14 protein-coding genes, 1 tRNA gene and 1 pseudogene are annotated in these 16,298 nt (G+C 66.5%); 12 read left to right on the plus strand and 4 right to left on the minus strand.

Annotation, left to right across the window (positions count from 1 at the left end; all coding sequences use genetic code 11):
- Nucleotides 1–42: 42 nt before the first annotated feature.
- Both VIK36_RS08155 and VIK36_RS08160 read right to left on the minus strand, forming a co-directional pair.
- Nucleotides 43–756 carry a response regulator gene (locus VIK36_RS08155; protein ID WP_255175102.1) on the minus strand — a complete coding sequence of 238 codons (714 nt, stop codon included), beginning with the start codon at nt 754–756 and terminating at the stop codon, nt 43–45.
- Nucleotides 753–2,387, minus strand: coding sequence for a sensor histidine kinase (locus VIK36_RS08160; RefSeq protein ID WP_324644737.1), 1,635 nt, complete (start codon nt 2,385–2,387; stop codon nt 753–755). The genes VIK36_RS08155 and VIK36_RS08160 overlap by 4 nt, the downstream gene beginning before the upstream one ends.
- A 159-nt stretch (nt 2,388–2,546) precedes the next feature.
- Here VIK36_RS08160 and VIK36_RS08165 point away from each other — a divergent pair, with 159 nt between their 5' ends.
- From VIK36_RS08165 to VIK36_RS08210, 10 genes and pseudogenes are all read left to right on the plus strand, one after another.
- Nucleotides 2,547–3,890, plus strand: a complete 1,344-nt coding sequence (locus VIK36_RS08165; RefSeq protein WP_255175104.1) for a cation:dicarboxylate symporter family transporter — start codon at nt 2,547–2,549, stop codon at nt 3,888–3,890.
- Between the two features lie 231 nt (nt 3,891–4,121).
- Nucleotides 4,122–5,021 carry a ParA family protein gene (locus VIK36_RS08170; RefSeq protein ID WP_079597205.1) on the plus strand — a complete coding sequence of 300 codons (900 nt, stop codon included), beginning with the start codon at nt 4,122–4,124 and terminating at the stop codon, nt 5,019–5,021.
- 7 nt (nt 5,022–5,028) lie between these two features.
- Complete coding sequence (locus VIK36_RS08175; RefSeq protein ID WP_255175106.1) at nt 5,029–5,844, plus strand: segregation and condensation protein A; 816 nt, start codon at nt 5,029–5,031, stop codon at nt 5,842–5,844.
- Nucleotides 5,841–6,527, plus strand: coding sequence for an SMC-Scp complex subunit ScpB (gene scpB, locus VIK36_RS08180; protein ID WP_255175107.1), 687 nt, complete (start codon nt 5,841–5,843; stop codon nt 6,525–6,527). The genes VIK36_RS08175 and scpB overlap by 4 nt, the downstream gene beginning before the upstream one ends.
- 127 nt (nt 6,528–6,654) lie before the next feature.
- Nucleotides 6,655–7,863 (plus strand): pseudouridine synthase, encoded by a 1,209-nt coding sequence (locus VIK36_RS08185; RefSeq protein WP_324644738.1) that lies wholly within the window; start codon nt 6,655–6,657, stop codon nt 7,861–7,863.
- A 3-nt stretch (nt 7,864–7,866) separates the two neighbouring features.
- On the plus strand, nt 7,867–8,976 hold the full coding sequence (locus VIK36_RS08190) for a prephenate dehydrogenase (RefSeq protein ID WP_324644739.1): 1,110 nt from the start codon (nt 7,867–7,869) through the stop codon (nt 8,974–8,976).
- Entirely contained in the window at nt 8,976–9,689 is a 714-nt protein-coding gene (gene cmk / locus VIK36_RS08195; RefSeq protein ID WP_324644740.1) for a (d)CMP kinase, read from the plus strand. The genes VIK36_RS08190 and cmk overlap by 1 nt, the downstream gene beginning before the upstream one ends.
- Nucleotides 9,682–10,399 (plus strand): annotated as a pseudogene (locus VIK36_RS08200) (lysophospholipid acyltransferase family protein). The gene cmk and the pseudogene VIK36_RS08200 overlap by 8 nt, the downstream one beginning before the upstream one ends.
- 10 nt (nt 10,400–10,409) lie before the next feature.
- Nucleotides 10,410–11,957 (plus strand): ribosome biogenesis GTPase Der, encoded by a 1,548-nt coding sequence (gene der / locus VIK36_RS08205; RefSeq protein WP_255175112.1) that lies wholly within the window; start codon nt 10,410–10,412, stop codon nt 11,955–11,957.
- Between the two features lie 136 nt (nt 11,958–12,093).
- A tRNA-Pro gene (locus VIK36_RS08210) sits at nt 12,094–12,170 on the plus strand.
- A gap of 159 nt (nt 12,171–12,329) precedes the next feature.
- On the opposite strand, the gene VIK36_RS08215 is transcribed toward VIK36_RS08210, so the two are convergent.
- Together VIK36_RS08215 and VIK36_RS08220 are read right to left on the minus strand one after the other, a co-directional pair.
- On the minus strand, nt 12,330–14,099 hold the full coding sequence (locus VIK36_RS08215) for a polysaccharide deacetylase family protein (RefSeq protein ID WP_324644742.1): 1,770 nt from the start codon (nt 14,097–14,099) through the stop codon (nt 12,330–12,332).
- Nucleotides 14,100–14,232: 133 nt separating this feature from the next.
- Nucleotides 14,233–15,102: an Fpg/Nei family DNA glycosylase gene (locus VIK36_RS08220; protein ID WP_324644743.1), complete on the minus strand. Its 870-nt coding sequence runs from the start codon at nt 15,100–15,102 to the stop codon at nt 14,233–14,235.
- Nucleotides 15,103–15,269: 167 nt separating this feature from the next.
- Between VIK36_RS08220 and gcvH the strand changes: the two genes are divergently transcribed.
- Both gcvH and VIK36_RS08230 read left to right on the plus strand, forming a co-directional pair.
- Nucleotides 15,270–15,656, plus strand: a complete 387-nt coding sequence (gene gcvH, locus VIK36_RS08225) for a glycine cleavage system protein GcvH (RefSeq protein ID WP_255175126.1) — start codon at nt 15,270–15,272, stop codon at nt 15,654–15,656.
- Nucleotides 15,657–15,813: 157 nt separating this feature from the next.
- Nucleotides 15,814–16,290, plus strand: a complete 477-nt coding sequence (locus VIK36_RS08230; RefSeq protein WP_159632263.1) for an FHA domain-containing protein — start codon at nt 15,814–15,816, stop codon at nt 16,288–16,290.
- Nucleotides 16,291–16,298: the final 8 nt, after the last annotated feature.

A 16,298-nucleotide genomic window follows, 5' to 3' on the forward strand; every position in this document is an offset into this window, starting at 1 on the left:
AGCCTTCGCACGTACAACCCCCGCACGTTCGACCCCGGCGCGTCAGCGCGCGTTCCAGCGGTACTCGTTCTCCGGCCTCCCCGGGGTGCCGTAGCGGGCGGTCCGGGAAACGGTGCCGGCGTCGGCAAGGTATTCCAGATAGCGCCGCGCAGTTACCCGGGACATGCCCAGGGCATCCATGACCTCGGTGGCGGACACTGCCTCGGGCTGCCGGCGCAGGAACTCCTGGACCGAGCCGAGCGTCGAGGTGGACAGGCCCTTGGGAAGCGGAAGTTCGGACGGTGCACGGAGGCTAGCAAAAGCCTGGTCCACCTCGCTTTGTGAGGCACCCCCCTTGCCCGGACCGCCGTGGGAACCCGCCAGCTGCTGCCGGAACTGGCGGTAGTTTTCCAGCTTGTCCGAGAACGTAGCGAACGTGAAGGGCTTGATCAGGTACTGGACCACGCCGATGGCGACGGCGCTGCGGACGATTGCCAGCTCGCGCACGGCGGTGATCGCGATGATGTCCGCGAGGATCCCGGCGGAGCGCATCCGCCGGGCGATGTCCAGGCCGTGCAGGTCGGGCAGGTTCATATCCAGCAGGACCAGTTCCACCGGCTCTCCCGCAGCCACGAATTCATTGAGGAGCCGCAGGGCGGACTGGCCATCGGGTGCAGTCCCCGCGAGCTCAAACCCTTCCAGCCGCCCCACGTACGCGGCATGGGCTGCGGAAGCGATGGCCTCGTCTTCGACGACGAGGACCCGGATGTTGCTCACTGTCTGTGCTCCTTATCCGCGGACAACGCCGCAGGCAGGAATACTTCGAACTTGGCGCCGCGCCGGCCGTTAATGGCCAGCGTACCGCCCAAACGCTGCACAGCCTGCCGGACCAGCGCCAGTCCAATGCCCCGGCCCCCCATCCCCGCGGGCTTGGTGCTGAATCCATGCCGGAAGATCTTTTCCGAGTCCGCAGGGTCGATGGCCGCCCCGGAATCGTTGACGGCCATGTCCAGTCCTTCCTCGTCCGCCTCCAGCGTCAGCACCACCCGCCGCGGAGGCGGTGCGTCGGCAGCAGCATCAATCGCGTTGTCCAGCAGGTTGCCCAGGATAGTCACCAGGTCCTGGACGGCCACCCCGGGTGCGGCGCCGGATCCGAGGGTGGAAACATCCAGTTGGACGCCGCGCTCGTGGGCCTCGGCCACCTTGCCCATGACCAGCGCGCCCACCACTGGTTCATCAATCGAGCTCACCATGTCGTCCGTCAGTTGCTGGCTCAGGGCCAGGTCCTGGGTGGCGAAATCGAGGGCTTCGCCTGTCCGGCCAAGCTCCAGGAGCGAGACCATGGTGTGGAGCCGGTTGGCGTGTTCGTGGGTCTGGGCCCGCAGCGCGTCCGAAAGGGTCCGCATGGTCTGCAGTTCGTTGCCCAGTGCCTCGATTTCCGTCCGGTCCCTGAGCGTGGCCACTGTTCCGTACACGGGGACCTTCCCTCGCGACCCGGGGGACTCGGGGCCCCGGGCCGGCCCCTGGTTGACCACCAGCACGCGGGAGCCGGTCAGCACCATCTCGTCCTTGGTGGTGCGCCCCGAATCGAACAGGCTGCGCAGCTCGCTGTCCAAGGGGAGGTCTGCCAGGGATGGGGGCCGCGTGGGATCGTTGCTGCCTGTTTCGGCCAGGCCCAGCAGCTCGGCAGCCTGGTCGTTGTACATCACCACGCGCTTTTTGGCATCGATAAGGATCAGCCCTTCGCGCACCGAGTGCAGGACTGATTCGTAGTAGGTAAACAATTGCGCCAGTTGTTCGGGCCCCCAGCCGCGCGTCACCCGTCGCAGATACCTGCCAAGCAGCCACGACGCAAGGGATCCGCCCACCAGCAGGGCGATGCCGACGGCGAGCAGGACCGGCAGGCGGCCGGTGAAGGCCACGTCCACGCTGCGGACGGTTACACCCGCCGCCACCAGCGCCTTCACGGTCCCTTGGGCGTCCTTGACAGGAACGATGGTCCGGACCGAGGGGCCCAGGGTGCCGGCGGTGACTTCGGTGAAGGCCCGGCCCTGCAATGCAGCGTCGATGGAGCCGATGTACGGGCGGCCCAGTTCCTCGTCCCGCGGATGCGTCCAACGGGTCCGGTCAGGAGCCATGATGGTGATGAAATCGATGTGGGCAGCGCTGGTGACGTCCTTGGCGTAAGGCTGCAGAAGGGCGGACGGGTCCGGCGTGGCAGCGGCCTGGAGCACCAGGGGATTGGCGGCGATGGAGGCAGCCACTCCTTCCATGCGGCGCCCCGCTTCGTCATACGTACGGTCCCGGGCGTCCACGTAGGCCGCAGTCCCCACAATGGCGATGAAGGATACGACGATCAGCAGGTTCGCCAGGAAGAGCCGGCGGGCGATACTCCAGCGGTGGATCATGCCTGCCTCCTTCAGAACCCCGGGGGTGCCGCGACCAATATGAACGCAACGGTGAGCTGGATCACGGGGTGCCCAATGATGGATATCACATTGCACGGACGTGTTGAGCCCAGAGACTGCGCCGCAGCGTCTATCAGAATATCCACAAGGAGACACATCATGGCTTCTCAACGAGGAGAGTCGCTCGAGACCGCGACGCCGCGGCGCAAGGGACTGGACAAGTCCCACTACCTTTACATTGCCGTTATCGCCGCCGTCGTCCTCGGCGCGGTGGTTGGCCTGCTCTTCCCGGAGGTGGGCAAGTCCCTCAAGCCCCTGGGAGACGGGTTCGTCAAGCTCATCAAGATGATGATCGCACCGGTCATCTTCTGCACCATCGTCCTGGGCATCGGATCCATCGCCAAGGCAGCCACCGTCGGCAAGGTGGGCGGCCTCGCGCTGGGCTACTTCATCATCATGTCCACCTTCGCGCTGGCCATCGGCCTGGTGGTGGGCAACATCATCCACCCCGGCGAAGGCCTGAAGCTGACGCCCTACGACCCCAACAAGAAGGCCGCCACTGACAGCACCGTGGACTTCCTGATGGGCATCATCCCGGGTGACATCCCTGTCCTGCCCACCCTGCTGGCCGCCATCCTGGTGGGCTTCGCCCTGCAGAAGATGGGCACGCAGGGGACCCCCATCCTCAAGGCCATCGGACACGCCCAGGGCCTCGTCTTCCGCATCCTCATCATGATCATGTGGCTCGCTCCGATTGGTGCCTTCGGCGCCATCGCCGCCGTCGTCGGTGCAACCGGCGTCCAGGCCATCGTGAGCATGTTCACCCTGATGATCGCCTTCTACATCACCTGCGCACTGTTCATCGTGGTCATCCTGGGCGGCCTCCTCCAGGTCGTTGCCGGCGTGAACATCTTCAAGCTGATGAAGTACCTGGCCCGCGAGTACCTCATCATCTTCTCCACCTCCTCCTCGGAAGCGGCACTGCCCCGCCTGATCGCCAAGATGGAACACCTCGGCGTTTCCAAGCCGGTTGTGGGCGTCACCGTTCCCACGGGCTACTCCTTCAACCTGGACGGAACGGCCATCTACCTGACCATGGCGTCCCTCTTCGTGGCCAACGCCATGGGGACCCCGCTGGACCTCGGCGCCCAGATCTCCCTGCTGGTCTTCATGATCATCGCCTCCAAGGGTGCCGCCGGCGTGACCGGCGCCGGCCTGGCAACCCTCGCAGCAGGCCTGCAGGCACACCGTCCCGAGCTGCTGGGCGGCGTGGGCATGATTGTGGGAATCGACCGGTTCATGTCCGAGGCCCGCGCCCTGACCAACTTCACCGGCAACGCCGTGGCCACGGTCCTGGTGGGCACCTGGGTCAAGGAGATCGACGGCGGCCAGGTTGCCCGCGTCCTCTCCGGCGAAGTCCCCTTCGACGAGCAGACCATGATCGCCGGCCACGGCGAGATGGCACCCAAGGAAGAAGGCGCACGCGAGGCCGCCAAGGCCTAGCTTCTGTCCCAAAGGATACGTAAAACCGCCCCTGCAGCCCTGCTGCGGGGGCGGTTTTGCGTTGCCCTGCAGCTCAACCTTCGACCTCAGCTAGAGGGTCAAGGCTCAACATTCGCGGAAAGTCAAGTTCCGTCGAATACCGTGTCGGGCGCTGTAACCTAGGGAGCAGAACGAACGGCGCTGGTCAGCCAGCGGCAGGAAATCACCGTCATCGAAAGTGTGGACAGATACGTGAGCAGCGAACAGGGTTCAGCAACTCTGGAGGGCACGGAATTCGACCTGGAAAACGCGGTGATGGGCCCCACGGGTCGCCCATACCGCGAGTTCCCGGAACCCGCGCCGCTGTCCTCCCACGGTCCGGCCCGCGTCATCGCCATGGTCAACCAGAAGGGCGGCGTCGGGAAGACCACCTCCACCATTAACCTGGCTGCGGCACTCGCCGAATACGGCCGGCGTGTCCTGCTGGTGGACTTCGACCCCCAGGGTGCGCTGTCGGCGGGCCTGGGCGTGAACCCGCACGAACTCGACCTCACCGTGTACAACGTCCTGATGGACCGCAAGGTGGACATCCGCGACGCCATCCACCAGACCGGCGTCGAGAACGTCGACCTGCTGCCGGCCAACATCGACCTCTCCGCGGCGGAAGTGCAGCTGGTGAACGAGGTGGCGCGCGAACAGGTCCTGGACCGTGCGCTGAAGAAGGTCGAAGACGACTACGACGTCGTCCTCATCGACTGCCAGCCGTCCCTGGGCCTCCTGACCGTCAACGCCCTCACCGCGGCCCATGGCGTCATCATCCCGCTCATCTGCGAGTTCTTCGCGCTCCGCGCCGTGGCCCTCCTCGTTGAAACCATCGACAAGGTCCAGGACAGGCTGAACCCGCGGCTGCAGGTGGACGGCGTGCTGGCCACCATGTACGACGCACGCACGCTGCACAGCCGCGAAGTGATCACCCGGCTGGTGGAGGCGTTCGGGGACAAGGTCTTTGAAACCGTGATCAAGCGCTCCATCAAGTTCGCGGATGCCACCGTGGCTGCGGAGCCCATCACCAGCTACGCCGGAAACCATGTGGGTGCTGACGCCTACCGCCGGCTCGCCAAGGAGCTGATCTCCCGCGGCGGCGCACCCTAACCACGCCGTGGCCGAATCCAAACCCGGCTTCGAGGTGCGGCTGGCCAACTTCACGGGTCCGTTCGACCTCCTCCTGGGACTGATCGCCAAGCACCAGCTGGACATCACCGAAGTTGCCATCGCCACGGTCACTGATGAGTTCATCAAGTACATCCGCAGGCTGCAGGAGCTCGGTGAAGAATGGGCCCTGGACGAGGCCAGCGAGTTCCTGGTGATTGCCGCCACCCTGCTTGACCTCAAGGCAGCGCGGCTCCTCCCGGCCGGTGAAGTCGAGGACGACGAGGACATCGCCCTGCTGGAGGCGCGGGACCTCCTGTTTGCCCGGCTGCTACAGTACAAGGCCTTCAAGCAGGTGGCAGGCATCATGGGTGAAACCCTCCACCAGGAGGGCCGCCGCTTTCCACGGCAGGTGGCGCTCGAGGAACATTTCGCAGCCATGCTTCCCGAGCTCGTCTGGAAACATACGCCCCGGCAGTTCGCTGCACTGGCAGAAGCCGCGCTTCGGCCGAAGGTGCCGGCGCAGCCACCGCAGGTTGCCCTCGGCCACCTGCACGGCGGCAATGTCAGCGTCAAGGAGCAGGCCGAAGTGCTGGGCCTCAGGCTCCAGCAGGAGTCACCGCTGACCTTCCGTTCACTGATTGCCGACGCGGAGTCCACGCTGGTGGTGGTGGCCCGGTTCCTGGCCCTGCTGGAGTTGTTCCGGGACCGCGCTGTCTCGTTCGACCAGCTCTCCCCGCTGGCGGACCTTGCCGTCCACTGGACGGCCGACCGCCGGGACTGGTCGGCGGAAAACCTAAGCGAAGAATTCGAGGAGCAACTGTGAACCCGTCGCAGGAAACGCATCAACAGCAGGCCCAACGGGAGGACGTCGCCGAGCACGGTTCCGAATTCGCAGACCTTCCCGGTGGCGCCAAGGCTGCCCTGGAAGCCGTCCTCATGGTCTTGGACGAGCCGGCAACGGAAGAAGAGCTGGCGGCAGGGGTGGGGCTGACGGTGGACTCGGTCCGCGCCCTGCTGGCAGAACTGCAGCGCGATTATAACGGCTATACTGTTAAAGCCCCGGAGGTGGAGAGTGCCAGCAGCGCTGGCATCGGTTCCAGTCCCCGGGGTTTTGAATTGCGGAACATCGCCGGTGGCTGGCGCATCTACTCCCGCACGGAATTTGCCGACATTGTGGGCAAATACGTGCTTGAGGGGCAGACTGCCAGGCTTACCCAGGCGGCGTTGGAAACACTGGCGGTCATCGCGTACCGCCAGCCCGTTTCCCGGGCGCGCGTGTCTGCAATTCGCGGGGTCAATGTTGACTCTGTCGTACGGACGCTGGCCCAGCGCGGGCTGATCGAGGACGCGGGAACAGATCCCGAGTCCGGCGCAATCCTTTACCGGACTACCTCGTATTTCCTCGAACGGATGGGAATCAGTTCAGTGGAGGACCTGCCCCAACTGTCGCCGCACCTTCCGGGGCTCGACGGGATCGCAGAGTTCTACGACGCCGGGACGATGTAGGCAGGACACCCCTGCCCGCAACAGTCCATCCAGCACGGTTATTAATCAGGGCAGACGAAGTCTGCGCGGCTGGCTAAGGTTGTCCTTGGACATCTCAGCCGGCCAAAACACATTTGAAGGACGGGTCATGACACAGGCGGGACGCCAGGGTTCACCACGTAACGGTTCGGGACGCGGCGGGAACGAACGCAACAGTTCACAGCGCAACCCGGCACAGGGCGGCAGCTTCAGCGGGGGCTCCCGCGGGGGAGCAGGCAAGCGTGCCTCGGGATTCGGCGGGGACCGCCCGCACCGTGCCCCCAAGCCGCGCGAAGAGCGCTTCATTGACCCCGATCTCGCAGGGGACCAGCAGGGACGCGGAGCCGAGGCCGCCAGGGGTGCCAAGCCGTCGTCGCGCAAGCCCGCGGCCCGCAAGCCCGGTGCCGGGAAAGCTCCCGGAACTCCCGGTGCGCTCAAGCCAAAGCCGCGTACGGGCGCTCCCGGAGCAGCCGCTTCCCGTGCTTTTGGCAGCGAACGCTTTGGCCAGAACCTGGGGCCGGTCCGCAAGCCCGCACGGAAGAAGGGTCCCCGGGGCAACGTTCCCCAGTCCGAACTCCACGATGCCGACGGCGTGCGCCTCCAGAAGGTGATGGCCTCCGCAGGAGTCGCCTCCCGGCGCGTTTGCGAAGAGATGATCGCCGAGGGCCGCGTCGAAGTTGACGGCCAGGTAGTCACCGAACTGGGTGTCCGCGTAGACCCCAAGACTGCCGTGATCCACGTTGACGGGCTGCGGATCCAGCTGGACGAAAACCTGGTCTACATGGTGTTCAACAAGCCCAAGGGCGTGGTGTCCACCATGGAGGACCCCGAGGGCCGGCCCTGCATCAGCGACTTCCTGAAGAACAACAAGAACACCGGGGAACGCCTCTTCCACGTTGGCCGGCTCGACGTCGCCACCGAAGGCCTGCTGCTGCTGACCAACGACGGCGAACTCGCCAACCGGCTCACCCACCCGTCCTACGAGGTTCCCAAGACCTACTTGGTGCAGGTGCGCGGACCGTTCCCGCAGGGCGTCGGCGCCCAGTTGAAGGCCGGCGTCGAGCTGGAGGACGGCTTCGCTTCCGTTGACTCCTTCCGCCTGGTGGACTCCACCCCGGGCCACGTGCTGATTGAGGTTGTGCTCCACTCCGGCAAGAACCGGATTGTCCGGCGCCTCTTCGACGCTGTTGGCTTCCCGGTCCAGCGGCTGGTCCGCGTCAAGGTGGGCCCCATCGGGCTCGGCGACCAGCGCCAGGGCAGTATCCGCAACCTGGGCAAGCAGGAAGTCGGCCACCTGCTGGCATCCGTAGGGCTCTGAGGCATGTCCGCGTTCAAAAGCCAGGGCCGCGGCCACCTGGATGGCCCGGTGGTGGTCATCGGCACCGGGTTGCTGGGCACCAGCATTGGGCTGGGCCTGCGGGGGCGCGGCGTACCCGTGTTCCTTTCGGACCCGTCGCCCACCAACCAGGCGGTGGCCGTGGACATCGGTGCCGGCCGCCCGCTGCCGGAACTGGGCGATACAGCGCCGCAGCTGGTGGTGGTGGCCGCTCCGCCGGACGTCACGGCCGACGTCGTCCTTGCCGCGCTGTCCAGCTACCCTGACGCTGTGGTCATCGATATCGCCAGCGTGAAGGCGGACATCCTGGCCCGGCTGCGGGAATCGGGCGTCGACCTGTCCCGCTACGTGGGGACCCACCCCATGGCGGGCCGCGAAAAGTCCGGCCCGGTGGCGGCGCGCGGTGAGCTTTTCACCTCCATGCCCTGGGTGCTCTGCCCCTCGGAGGAGACGTCCGGCGCCGCCCTGCAGGTGGCCCGCTCGCTCGCCTCGGACCTGGGGGCCGTTGTCTCGCAGTTCACGGCGGACGAACACGATGAAGCGGTGGCACTGGTCTCGCACCTGCCCCAGGTGATGTCCTCGCTGCTGGCCAGCCGGCTGCAGGGAACTCCGCTGCATGCGCTGTCCCTGGCAGGCAACGGACTGCGCGACGTCACCAGGATCGCGGCCAGCGACCCCACCCTGTGGGTCCAGATCCTCGGGGGCAACGCGGACAAGGTGGTGGAGATCCTCTACGGTGTCCGGGAAGACCTGAACCGGCTGATTGGAACCCTGGAGAACCCCACCGCACCCGGGGCCCGGCTGGACCTCGCGCAGCTGATCAGCGAGGGCAACGCCGGCCAGGCGCGGATCCCCGGGAAACACGGCGGTCCGCCGCAGGCTTACGCGTGGCTTACCGTCCTGGTGGATGACAAGCCTGGCCAGATCGCCCGGCTGCTCACCGAGATCGGGGAGATTGGTGTCAACCTGGAGGACATGCGGCTTGACCACTCGTCGGGCCAAAACGTGGGTATGGTGGAAATCTCCGTGTTGCCGAACAAGCACGACCACTTGATCGAAGCTCTCAACGACCGCGGATGGCGGGTACTTCAGTAATGACACAGGAACTCCTCGAATCCATGCGCGCCCTGCGCATCGGCCGGCCGCTGGTGGTTGCCATCGACGGGCCTTCAGGCTCCGGAAAGTCGAGCGTGAGCAAGGAAGTTGCCCGCAGGCTCCGGCTGGCCTACCTGGACACCGGCGCCATGTACCGTGCCCTGACCTGGTACTGCGTGACCGAGGGCATCGATCTTGAGGACGGCGCGGCGGTGGAGCAGGCATCCAGGGACTTCGTCCTGGAACTGAGCACCAGCCCCCTGGAGGAATATGTCCGGGTGGGCGGCGTGGACGTCACGGACGCCATCCGTGAGCCGGCCATCTCTTCCGCCGTCAGTGCCGTCGCCACCACCCTGGGCGCCCGGACCGAACTGATCCGGCGGCAGCGGGACCTCATCGAAAAGCACCACCGCCGGATGGTGGTGGAAGGCAGGGACATCACCACCGTCGTCGCGCCCGGAGCCGAGGTGCGCATGCTCCTCACTGCCAGCGAGGAAGCCCGCCTGCGCCGGCGCGGCATCCAGCTGGGCGGAACGCAGAACGCCGAGCAACTGGCAACCCAGGTCACGCACCGCGATGCCAAGGACTCCACCGTGGTGAACTTCACCCAGGCCGCTTCCGGGGTGGTGACGCTGGACTCCTCGGACCTCGACTTCGAACAGACCGTGGATGCCGCCCTCGTGATCGTTACCAAGGTCCTGAACCGTGACTGACGCCGGGGCCGGCCTGCCGTCCGGGCTGACCACGGCATGGAGCAGGCCGGTGGGCTGGATCCTTGACCACCTGGTCTACCGGACCACCGTGACCGGCAGGACGAATGTCCCCACCGGCGGACCGGTGATCTTCGCAGGGAACCACATCAGCTTCCTTGACGGGCCGGTGATGTTTGGCGCCGCGCCGCGGCCGATGCACATCCTGGTGAAGCAGGAGATGTTCAAGGGTTTCCTTGGCCGCGTGCTCACCGCGTCCGGGCAGCTGCCCGTGGACCGCCGCGGTGACCGCGCAGCGCTCCAGCGCTGCAAGGACGTGCTCGACGCCGGGCGCTGCGTTGGGATTCTTCCGGAAGGGACGCGGGGGAGCGGCGCAGCAGCGGATATCAACGGTGGGGTGGCCTGGCTGGCGCTGAATTCCGGAGCCCCCGTGGTGCCGGTAGCCATCCTGGGCACCCGCCGGGGCGATGAGCACCTGGACTTCGTTCCACGGCCCGGGCGGCGCTTCCATGTCAGCTTCGGATCAGCCCTGACCCTGGCCCGCCGGGCCGGTGAAACCGGCCGTGCTTCAATGGACAGGGCCGCGCAGGACATACGTGCAGCGCTGGCAGGGCACGTCCAGGACACCATCCAACTCAGCGGGCAGCCCCTGCCCTTCGCTGACCATAAAGACTTGACAGCAGTAGCCGGGGACGCCGGCAGATGACCACTAAGGACAGTGCAATGAGCGACACCACCCAGGCTTCCGGGCACCCCGGCGCCGACGACGAATACACCCCCACCGGCACCGACCAGGTTGCAGAGCGCCTGGCGGCGATCGGCGACGACGAAGCCGAGCTCCGCGCCGCCTCCCTCCGGGCCGGCCTGGAGGACTACGAGCTGGACGAGGACGACGCCGCCCTGCTGAGCGGCGAATACGGCGACGAGGACCTCGAAGGTCCCCTCAAGCTGGACCCCGTCCTGGCCATTATCGGACGTCCGAACGTGGGCAAGTCCACCCTGGTGAACCGTATCCTGGGCCGCCGCGAAGCGGTGGTGGAGGATACTCCGGGCGTGACCCGCGACCGCGTGATGTACTCCGCGAACTGGAACGGACGCAACTTCACCCTGGTGGACACCGGGGGATGGGAGCACGACGCCCGCGGTATCCACGCCAGGGTCGCTGAGCAGGCCGAGATGGCCGTGGAACTCGCCGACGCCGTCCTCTTCGTGGTGGACTCCGCCGTCGGTGCCACCGCCACGGACGAAGGCGTCATGAAGATGCTGCGCCGCAGCAAGAAGCCGGTCATCATGGTGGCCAACAAAGTGGACGACTTTGCCCAGGAAGCCGACAGCGCAGCACTGTGGGGCCTTGGCTTCGGTGAGCCCTACCCGGTGTCCGCCCTGCACGGACGCGGCGTGGCCGACCTCCTGGACCACGTCATGGATGTCCTGCCCGAGTTCTCCACCGTTGAAGGCGTGGAACGCTCCGGCGGTCCGCGGCGTATCGCCCTGATCGGCCGCCCGAACGTGGGCAAGTCCTCGCTGCTGAACAAGCTCGCCGGATCCGAGCGCGTGGTGGTGGACAACACCGCCGGCACCACCCGTGATCCCGTGGACGAATTCATCGAACTCGGCGGCCGCACCTGGCGCTTCGTGGACACCGCCGGCATCCGTCGCCGCCAGCACATGGCACAGGGCGCGGACTACTACGCCTCACTCCGGACGCAGGCCGCGCTCGAAAAGGCGGAGGTCGCCGTCGTGCTCCTCGCCGTGGACGAGGTCCTCAGCGAACAGGACGTCCGCATCCTCCAGCTGGCCATCGAGTCCGGCCGCGCCCTTGTCCTGGCCTTCAACAAGTGGGACCTGCTCGACGACGAACGCCGCCGCTACCTCGAGCGCGAAATCGAACAGGACCTGGCACACGTTGACTGGGCGCCGCGGGTCAACATCTCGGCAAAGACCGGCTGGCACAAGGACCGCCTGGTCCCGGCCCTGGACCTGGCACTGGAGAACTGGGACCGGCGCATCCCGACCGGGCGCCTCAACGCCTTCCTGGGCGAGCTGGTCGCCGCACACCCGCACCCGGTCCGCGGCGGCAAGCAGCCCCGTATCCTCTTCGGCACCCAGGCCTCCAGCCGGCCGCCGAAGTTCGTGCTGTTCACCACCGGGTTCCTGGATCCCGGGTACCGCCGGTTCATTACGCGGCGCCTGCGCGAGACCTTCGGATTCGAGGGCACGCCCATCGAGGTGAGCATGCGCGTCCGCGAGAAGCGTGGCCGGAAGCGTTAATTGCGACACACCTTGGGCCGATCACCGGAAAGTGTCACTGGCACCCCTCCGGATCGTGTAAGCTCTTCTAGGTGGTTCGGCCGGACTGCTGATGAAAATCTTCGGGTTTGAGTTCAGCGGAGAACGGCGGAACCAGCGGGCTGTAGCGCAGCTTGGTAGCGCACTTGACTGGGGGTCAAGGGGTCGCAGGTTCAAATCCTGTCAGCCCGACCAAAAAGCGGAAAGCGCCGGAGAATTTCTCCGGCGCTTTCCGCTTTTTTGGGTTCGTGGTGTTTCCTGGCCGCGCACCAACATTCGGACAACCCACCCCGGGAGCCGGAGGTGATTTGTCCGGTTGGGGATGTCCTGGGCGGCGCCGGGCACAGCGGCCAGTCAGCCGAGGGCGGCGTCGAGGGTGACGAAGCCGTAGCCTGCAGCCCGGAGCTGGGAGATCACTTGGGGGAGGGCCGCGGCGTCGAGCGTTGAGCCGTCGTCCGGGTTCGAGCCGAGGTGCATCAGGACGATCTCACCGGGCTGCGCGGAAGCCATGACGCGCTGGACGATAAAGTCCGGGCCTCGCGTTCCGTTCATAGTGCCTTGCCAGCCAAGGGTGTCGACGGTCCACCGGACCGCCGCGTAGCCGGCGCCGTTGACGTCGGCGGTCGTGCGCGAATCGCGGGCGCCGAACGGGAAGCGGAAGAACGGGAGCGGGTCGCCTCCTGCGGCCTCGATGGCCCTCTGCGCGCCGCCGATCTCGGCCGCGATCTGGGCGTCGGTCAGGGTGGTGAAGTCCGGGTGGGTCATGGAGTGGTTGCCGATTCGATTCCCCGCGTTGTAGATCAGGGCCGGGTCGGAGGGGAACTGGTTGACCCAGTTTCCGGTGAGGAAAAATGTGCCTGGGACCCCGTTGGCCGTGAGGGTGCTGAGGATCGATCGCAGGCCGGCGTCGTTGGCGCCGGCGTCGAACGTGAGTGCGACAACCTTCTGCGTAGTCGGAATGCGCTCGAGGTCCACGCCCAGAAGTGCCGCCGGGATAGTGGCATGGATGACCTCAATCCTGCTGCTGGCCTCATGCCACAGGATCGAACCGTGCTGGAAGTCGCTGCGTCGTCCGCCCGTGATGCCATACTCGTCGCTGGTCGGGTAGCCGAGCCTGCTGTGCTCCCAACCGAGGGCCGCCCACTGGGCCCGGATGGCTCCATGCACCTCGTGGGCTCCGGTGGCGGGGCTCCAGTAGATCGAGCCCCCGGCGAAGTGATTGAACCTGCCAACGCCGTCGGGGGTTCCGGTCTCGTCGGTGAGGGGGAAGCCGAGGAATCCGGCGGGGCCGCCTAGCTCCAGGTAGTGTCCGCGGATTGAGCCGTGTACTTCGTGGGCTCCGGTGGCGGGGCTCCAGTAGATGGACCCTCCGGCGAAGTTGTTGTAGCGGCCGGCGGCGCCCGGGGTGCCGGTTTCGTCGGTGAGGGGGAAGCCGAGGAATCCGGCTGGGCCGCCGAGCTCCAGGTAGTGTCCGCGGATCGAGCCGTGTACTTCGTGGGCTCCGGTGGCGGGGCTCCAGTAGATGGACCCTCCGGCGAAGTTGTTGTAGCGGCCGGCGGCGCCCGGGGTGCCGGTCTCGTCCGTGAGGGGGAAGCCGAGGAATCCGGCGGGGCCACCGAGCTCGGCATAGTGCCCGCCGATTGAGCCGTGTACTTCGTGGGCACCGGTGGCGGGGCTCCAGTACATCGTCCCTCCGGCGAAGTTGTTGTAACGGCCGGCGGCGCCCGGGGTGCCGGTCTCGTCCGTGAGGGGGAAACCGAGGAATCCTGAGGGGCCGCCGAGCTCCAGGTAGTGTCCGCGGATTGAGCCGTGTACTTCGTGGGCTCCGGTGGCGGGGCTCCAGTAGATCGTTCCGCCGGTGTAGTCCTGGGCGCGGCCCCCGGCGATGTCGTAGGGGCTGCCGACGGGCGTGCCGAGGAACGATGCGGCGCCGCCCAGCTGCGCATAGTGCTGGATGATCGCGTCGTCGCCAACCTGTTCGACCACCATCGACGCCGGAACGCTCCGCGGCGCGGCTACCGCTGACGCCGTGGCCGCGGGCGGCCCCAGAGCTGTACCCCAGAGGCCACCGCCGAGGGCGAGGGCCAAAGCCATTCCGAGGACGGCGGGTCGGGACCGGCGCATTGTGACCCCTTCGGACTGATCGAGACATGCGAGCCTTGACCAAGACGCTACGCTCCGGGGACGTGCCCCGGCAGGACCGGAAGTCCCGAATCTTGCCGGGCAGGCAGCGCGACGCCCCGGGTGCCGGATGTTCCTACTTCAGGAACTTCGAGGTCCGCCGGTCAGCCAGGATCTTGCCCTTGGTCTGGCATGTGGGGCAGTACTGCAGGGCGGTGTCCGCAAACGACACTTCGCGGACGGTGTCACCGCAGACCGGGCAGGGCTGGCCGGCCCGGGCGTGGACCCGCATATGGCTGCGTTTGACGTCCTTGAGATCCTTTGGCGGCTTGCCGGCCGCCTCCGCGAGGGCTTCGCCCAGCACGCTGTGGATGGCGTCGTACAGAACCTGCACAGTCTCCCGGTCCAGGGATTTCGCGATGGCGAACGGCGAGATGCGGGCCGCGTGCAGGATCTCGTCGCTGTAAGCGTTGCCGATCCCCGCGATAACGCTCTGGCTGCGCAGGAGGCCCTTGATCTGTTGCGAACTGCCGGCGAGGATCTCAGCCAACATGCCGGCGTCGAACGCCTGCGTGAAAGGGTCCGGGCCCAGCGCGGCGATGCCTGGCACCTGCTGCGGATCACGCACTACGTAGACAGCCAGGCTCTTTTTGGTGCCCGCTTCCGTCAGGTCCAGTCCGCGCGGGCCATCCGGCCCGGAGAATGCGCTCCGGACCGCGATGAGGCCCTTGCCCATCCGGAGCTGGCTGTCGGCGGGAGAATCGGTGAAACGCACCCACCCGGCCCGTGCCAGGTGGAAAACCAGGGAAATGCCGTCGGTGTCGATGCTGATGAACTTCCCGAACCGCCGGACGCCGGACACGGTGCGGCCCTCGATGGCGTTATAGGGAGGATCGGCCGTCTTGAGCACGGCGAAGGAGACAACCTGCAGCTTGGTGACCACACAGCCGCGCAGCTGTTCATCAAGGAACGCGGCCAGGCCTGCGACTTCCGGCAGTTCCGGCATGACCTACCCGACCTTCCCCAAGGATGCTGCACCGGTGCTTGCACTCATGGGTTCCATCTTGTCAGAAAGGCCCGCGCCGGCCCCGGCAGTTATGCCTATACTTTCAGCGGCGGCCCGATTTTCGGGCCCCTTGTGACATTGGCGCGTACCCCGATGAAAGGCCCCCCATGAGCAACATTCCCGAAGACCTGTCCTACACCGCCGAACACGAGTGGGTCACCGCCCCGAATACCGACGGCGTGGTCCGCGTGGGAATCACGGATTTTGCCCAGGACGCGCTCGGAGACGTCGTCTACGCCCAGATGCCCGAGGTCGGCACGAAGATTACGGCAAACGAAGTGGTGGGTGAGGTCGAGTCCACCAAGAGCGTGAGCGACATTTACGCACCGGTTTCCGGCGAAGTGGTGGCCCGCAACGACTCCCTGGACAGCGATTCGGCCCTGATCAACACCGATCCCTACGGCGACGGCTGGCTCATCGAGATCAAACTGGCCGAACCTGACGCCGTTGAGTCTTTGCTCAGTGCATCGGAGTACGAACAACAGGTAGGCTAAAGCTAACCGGTATTTCCGGTCCGGCCCCGGGTCGCGGGCATGGCGTCTGCGCACGTCAGAGCCCGGATCGGGAGCCGGCGCCGGACCTGCCGGACAGGACCGGCGAGTAACCGTTGGTTGCGGGTTGAATGCCCGCAACGTCTAAGAGGAGGAATCCATGGCTGGCCACAGACACAACCCTGCCGATGGGGAATACGGCACGGGTGCGGCTAGGTCGTCGGAGACCACCTCGATCCATCTCACCCCCGTCACTGACGAACCCATAATCGCCCCCAAGCTGTCCTCGGAAGAGCGCAACTCGGTGGAGGCCTTGCCTGCCGGCTCGGCGCTGCTCGTTGCCCACAGCGGCCCGAACGCCGGTGCCCGGTTCCTGCTGGATTCGGATGTGACCACCGCGGGGCGCCACCCGGACGCCGACATCTTCCTGGACGACGTCACGGTATCGCGGCGCCACGTGGAGTTCCGGCGCACCGCCCGCAGCTTCGAAGTGGTGGACAAGAACAGCCTCAATGGCACGTACGTCAACCATGACCGCGTGGACAGCGTGGAGCTGAAGTCCGGCAGCGAAGTCCAGATCGGCAAGTTCCGCCTCACCTTCTACCTGAGCCCTGCCACGGCTGCAGGCCGCAGCTGAACCGGGGA

This window comes from Pseudarthrobacter sp. LT1 (assembly GCF_035621795.1).
Classification (GTDB): Bacteria; Actinomycetota; Actinomycetes; order Actinomycetales; family Micrococcaceae; genus Arthrobacter.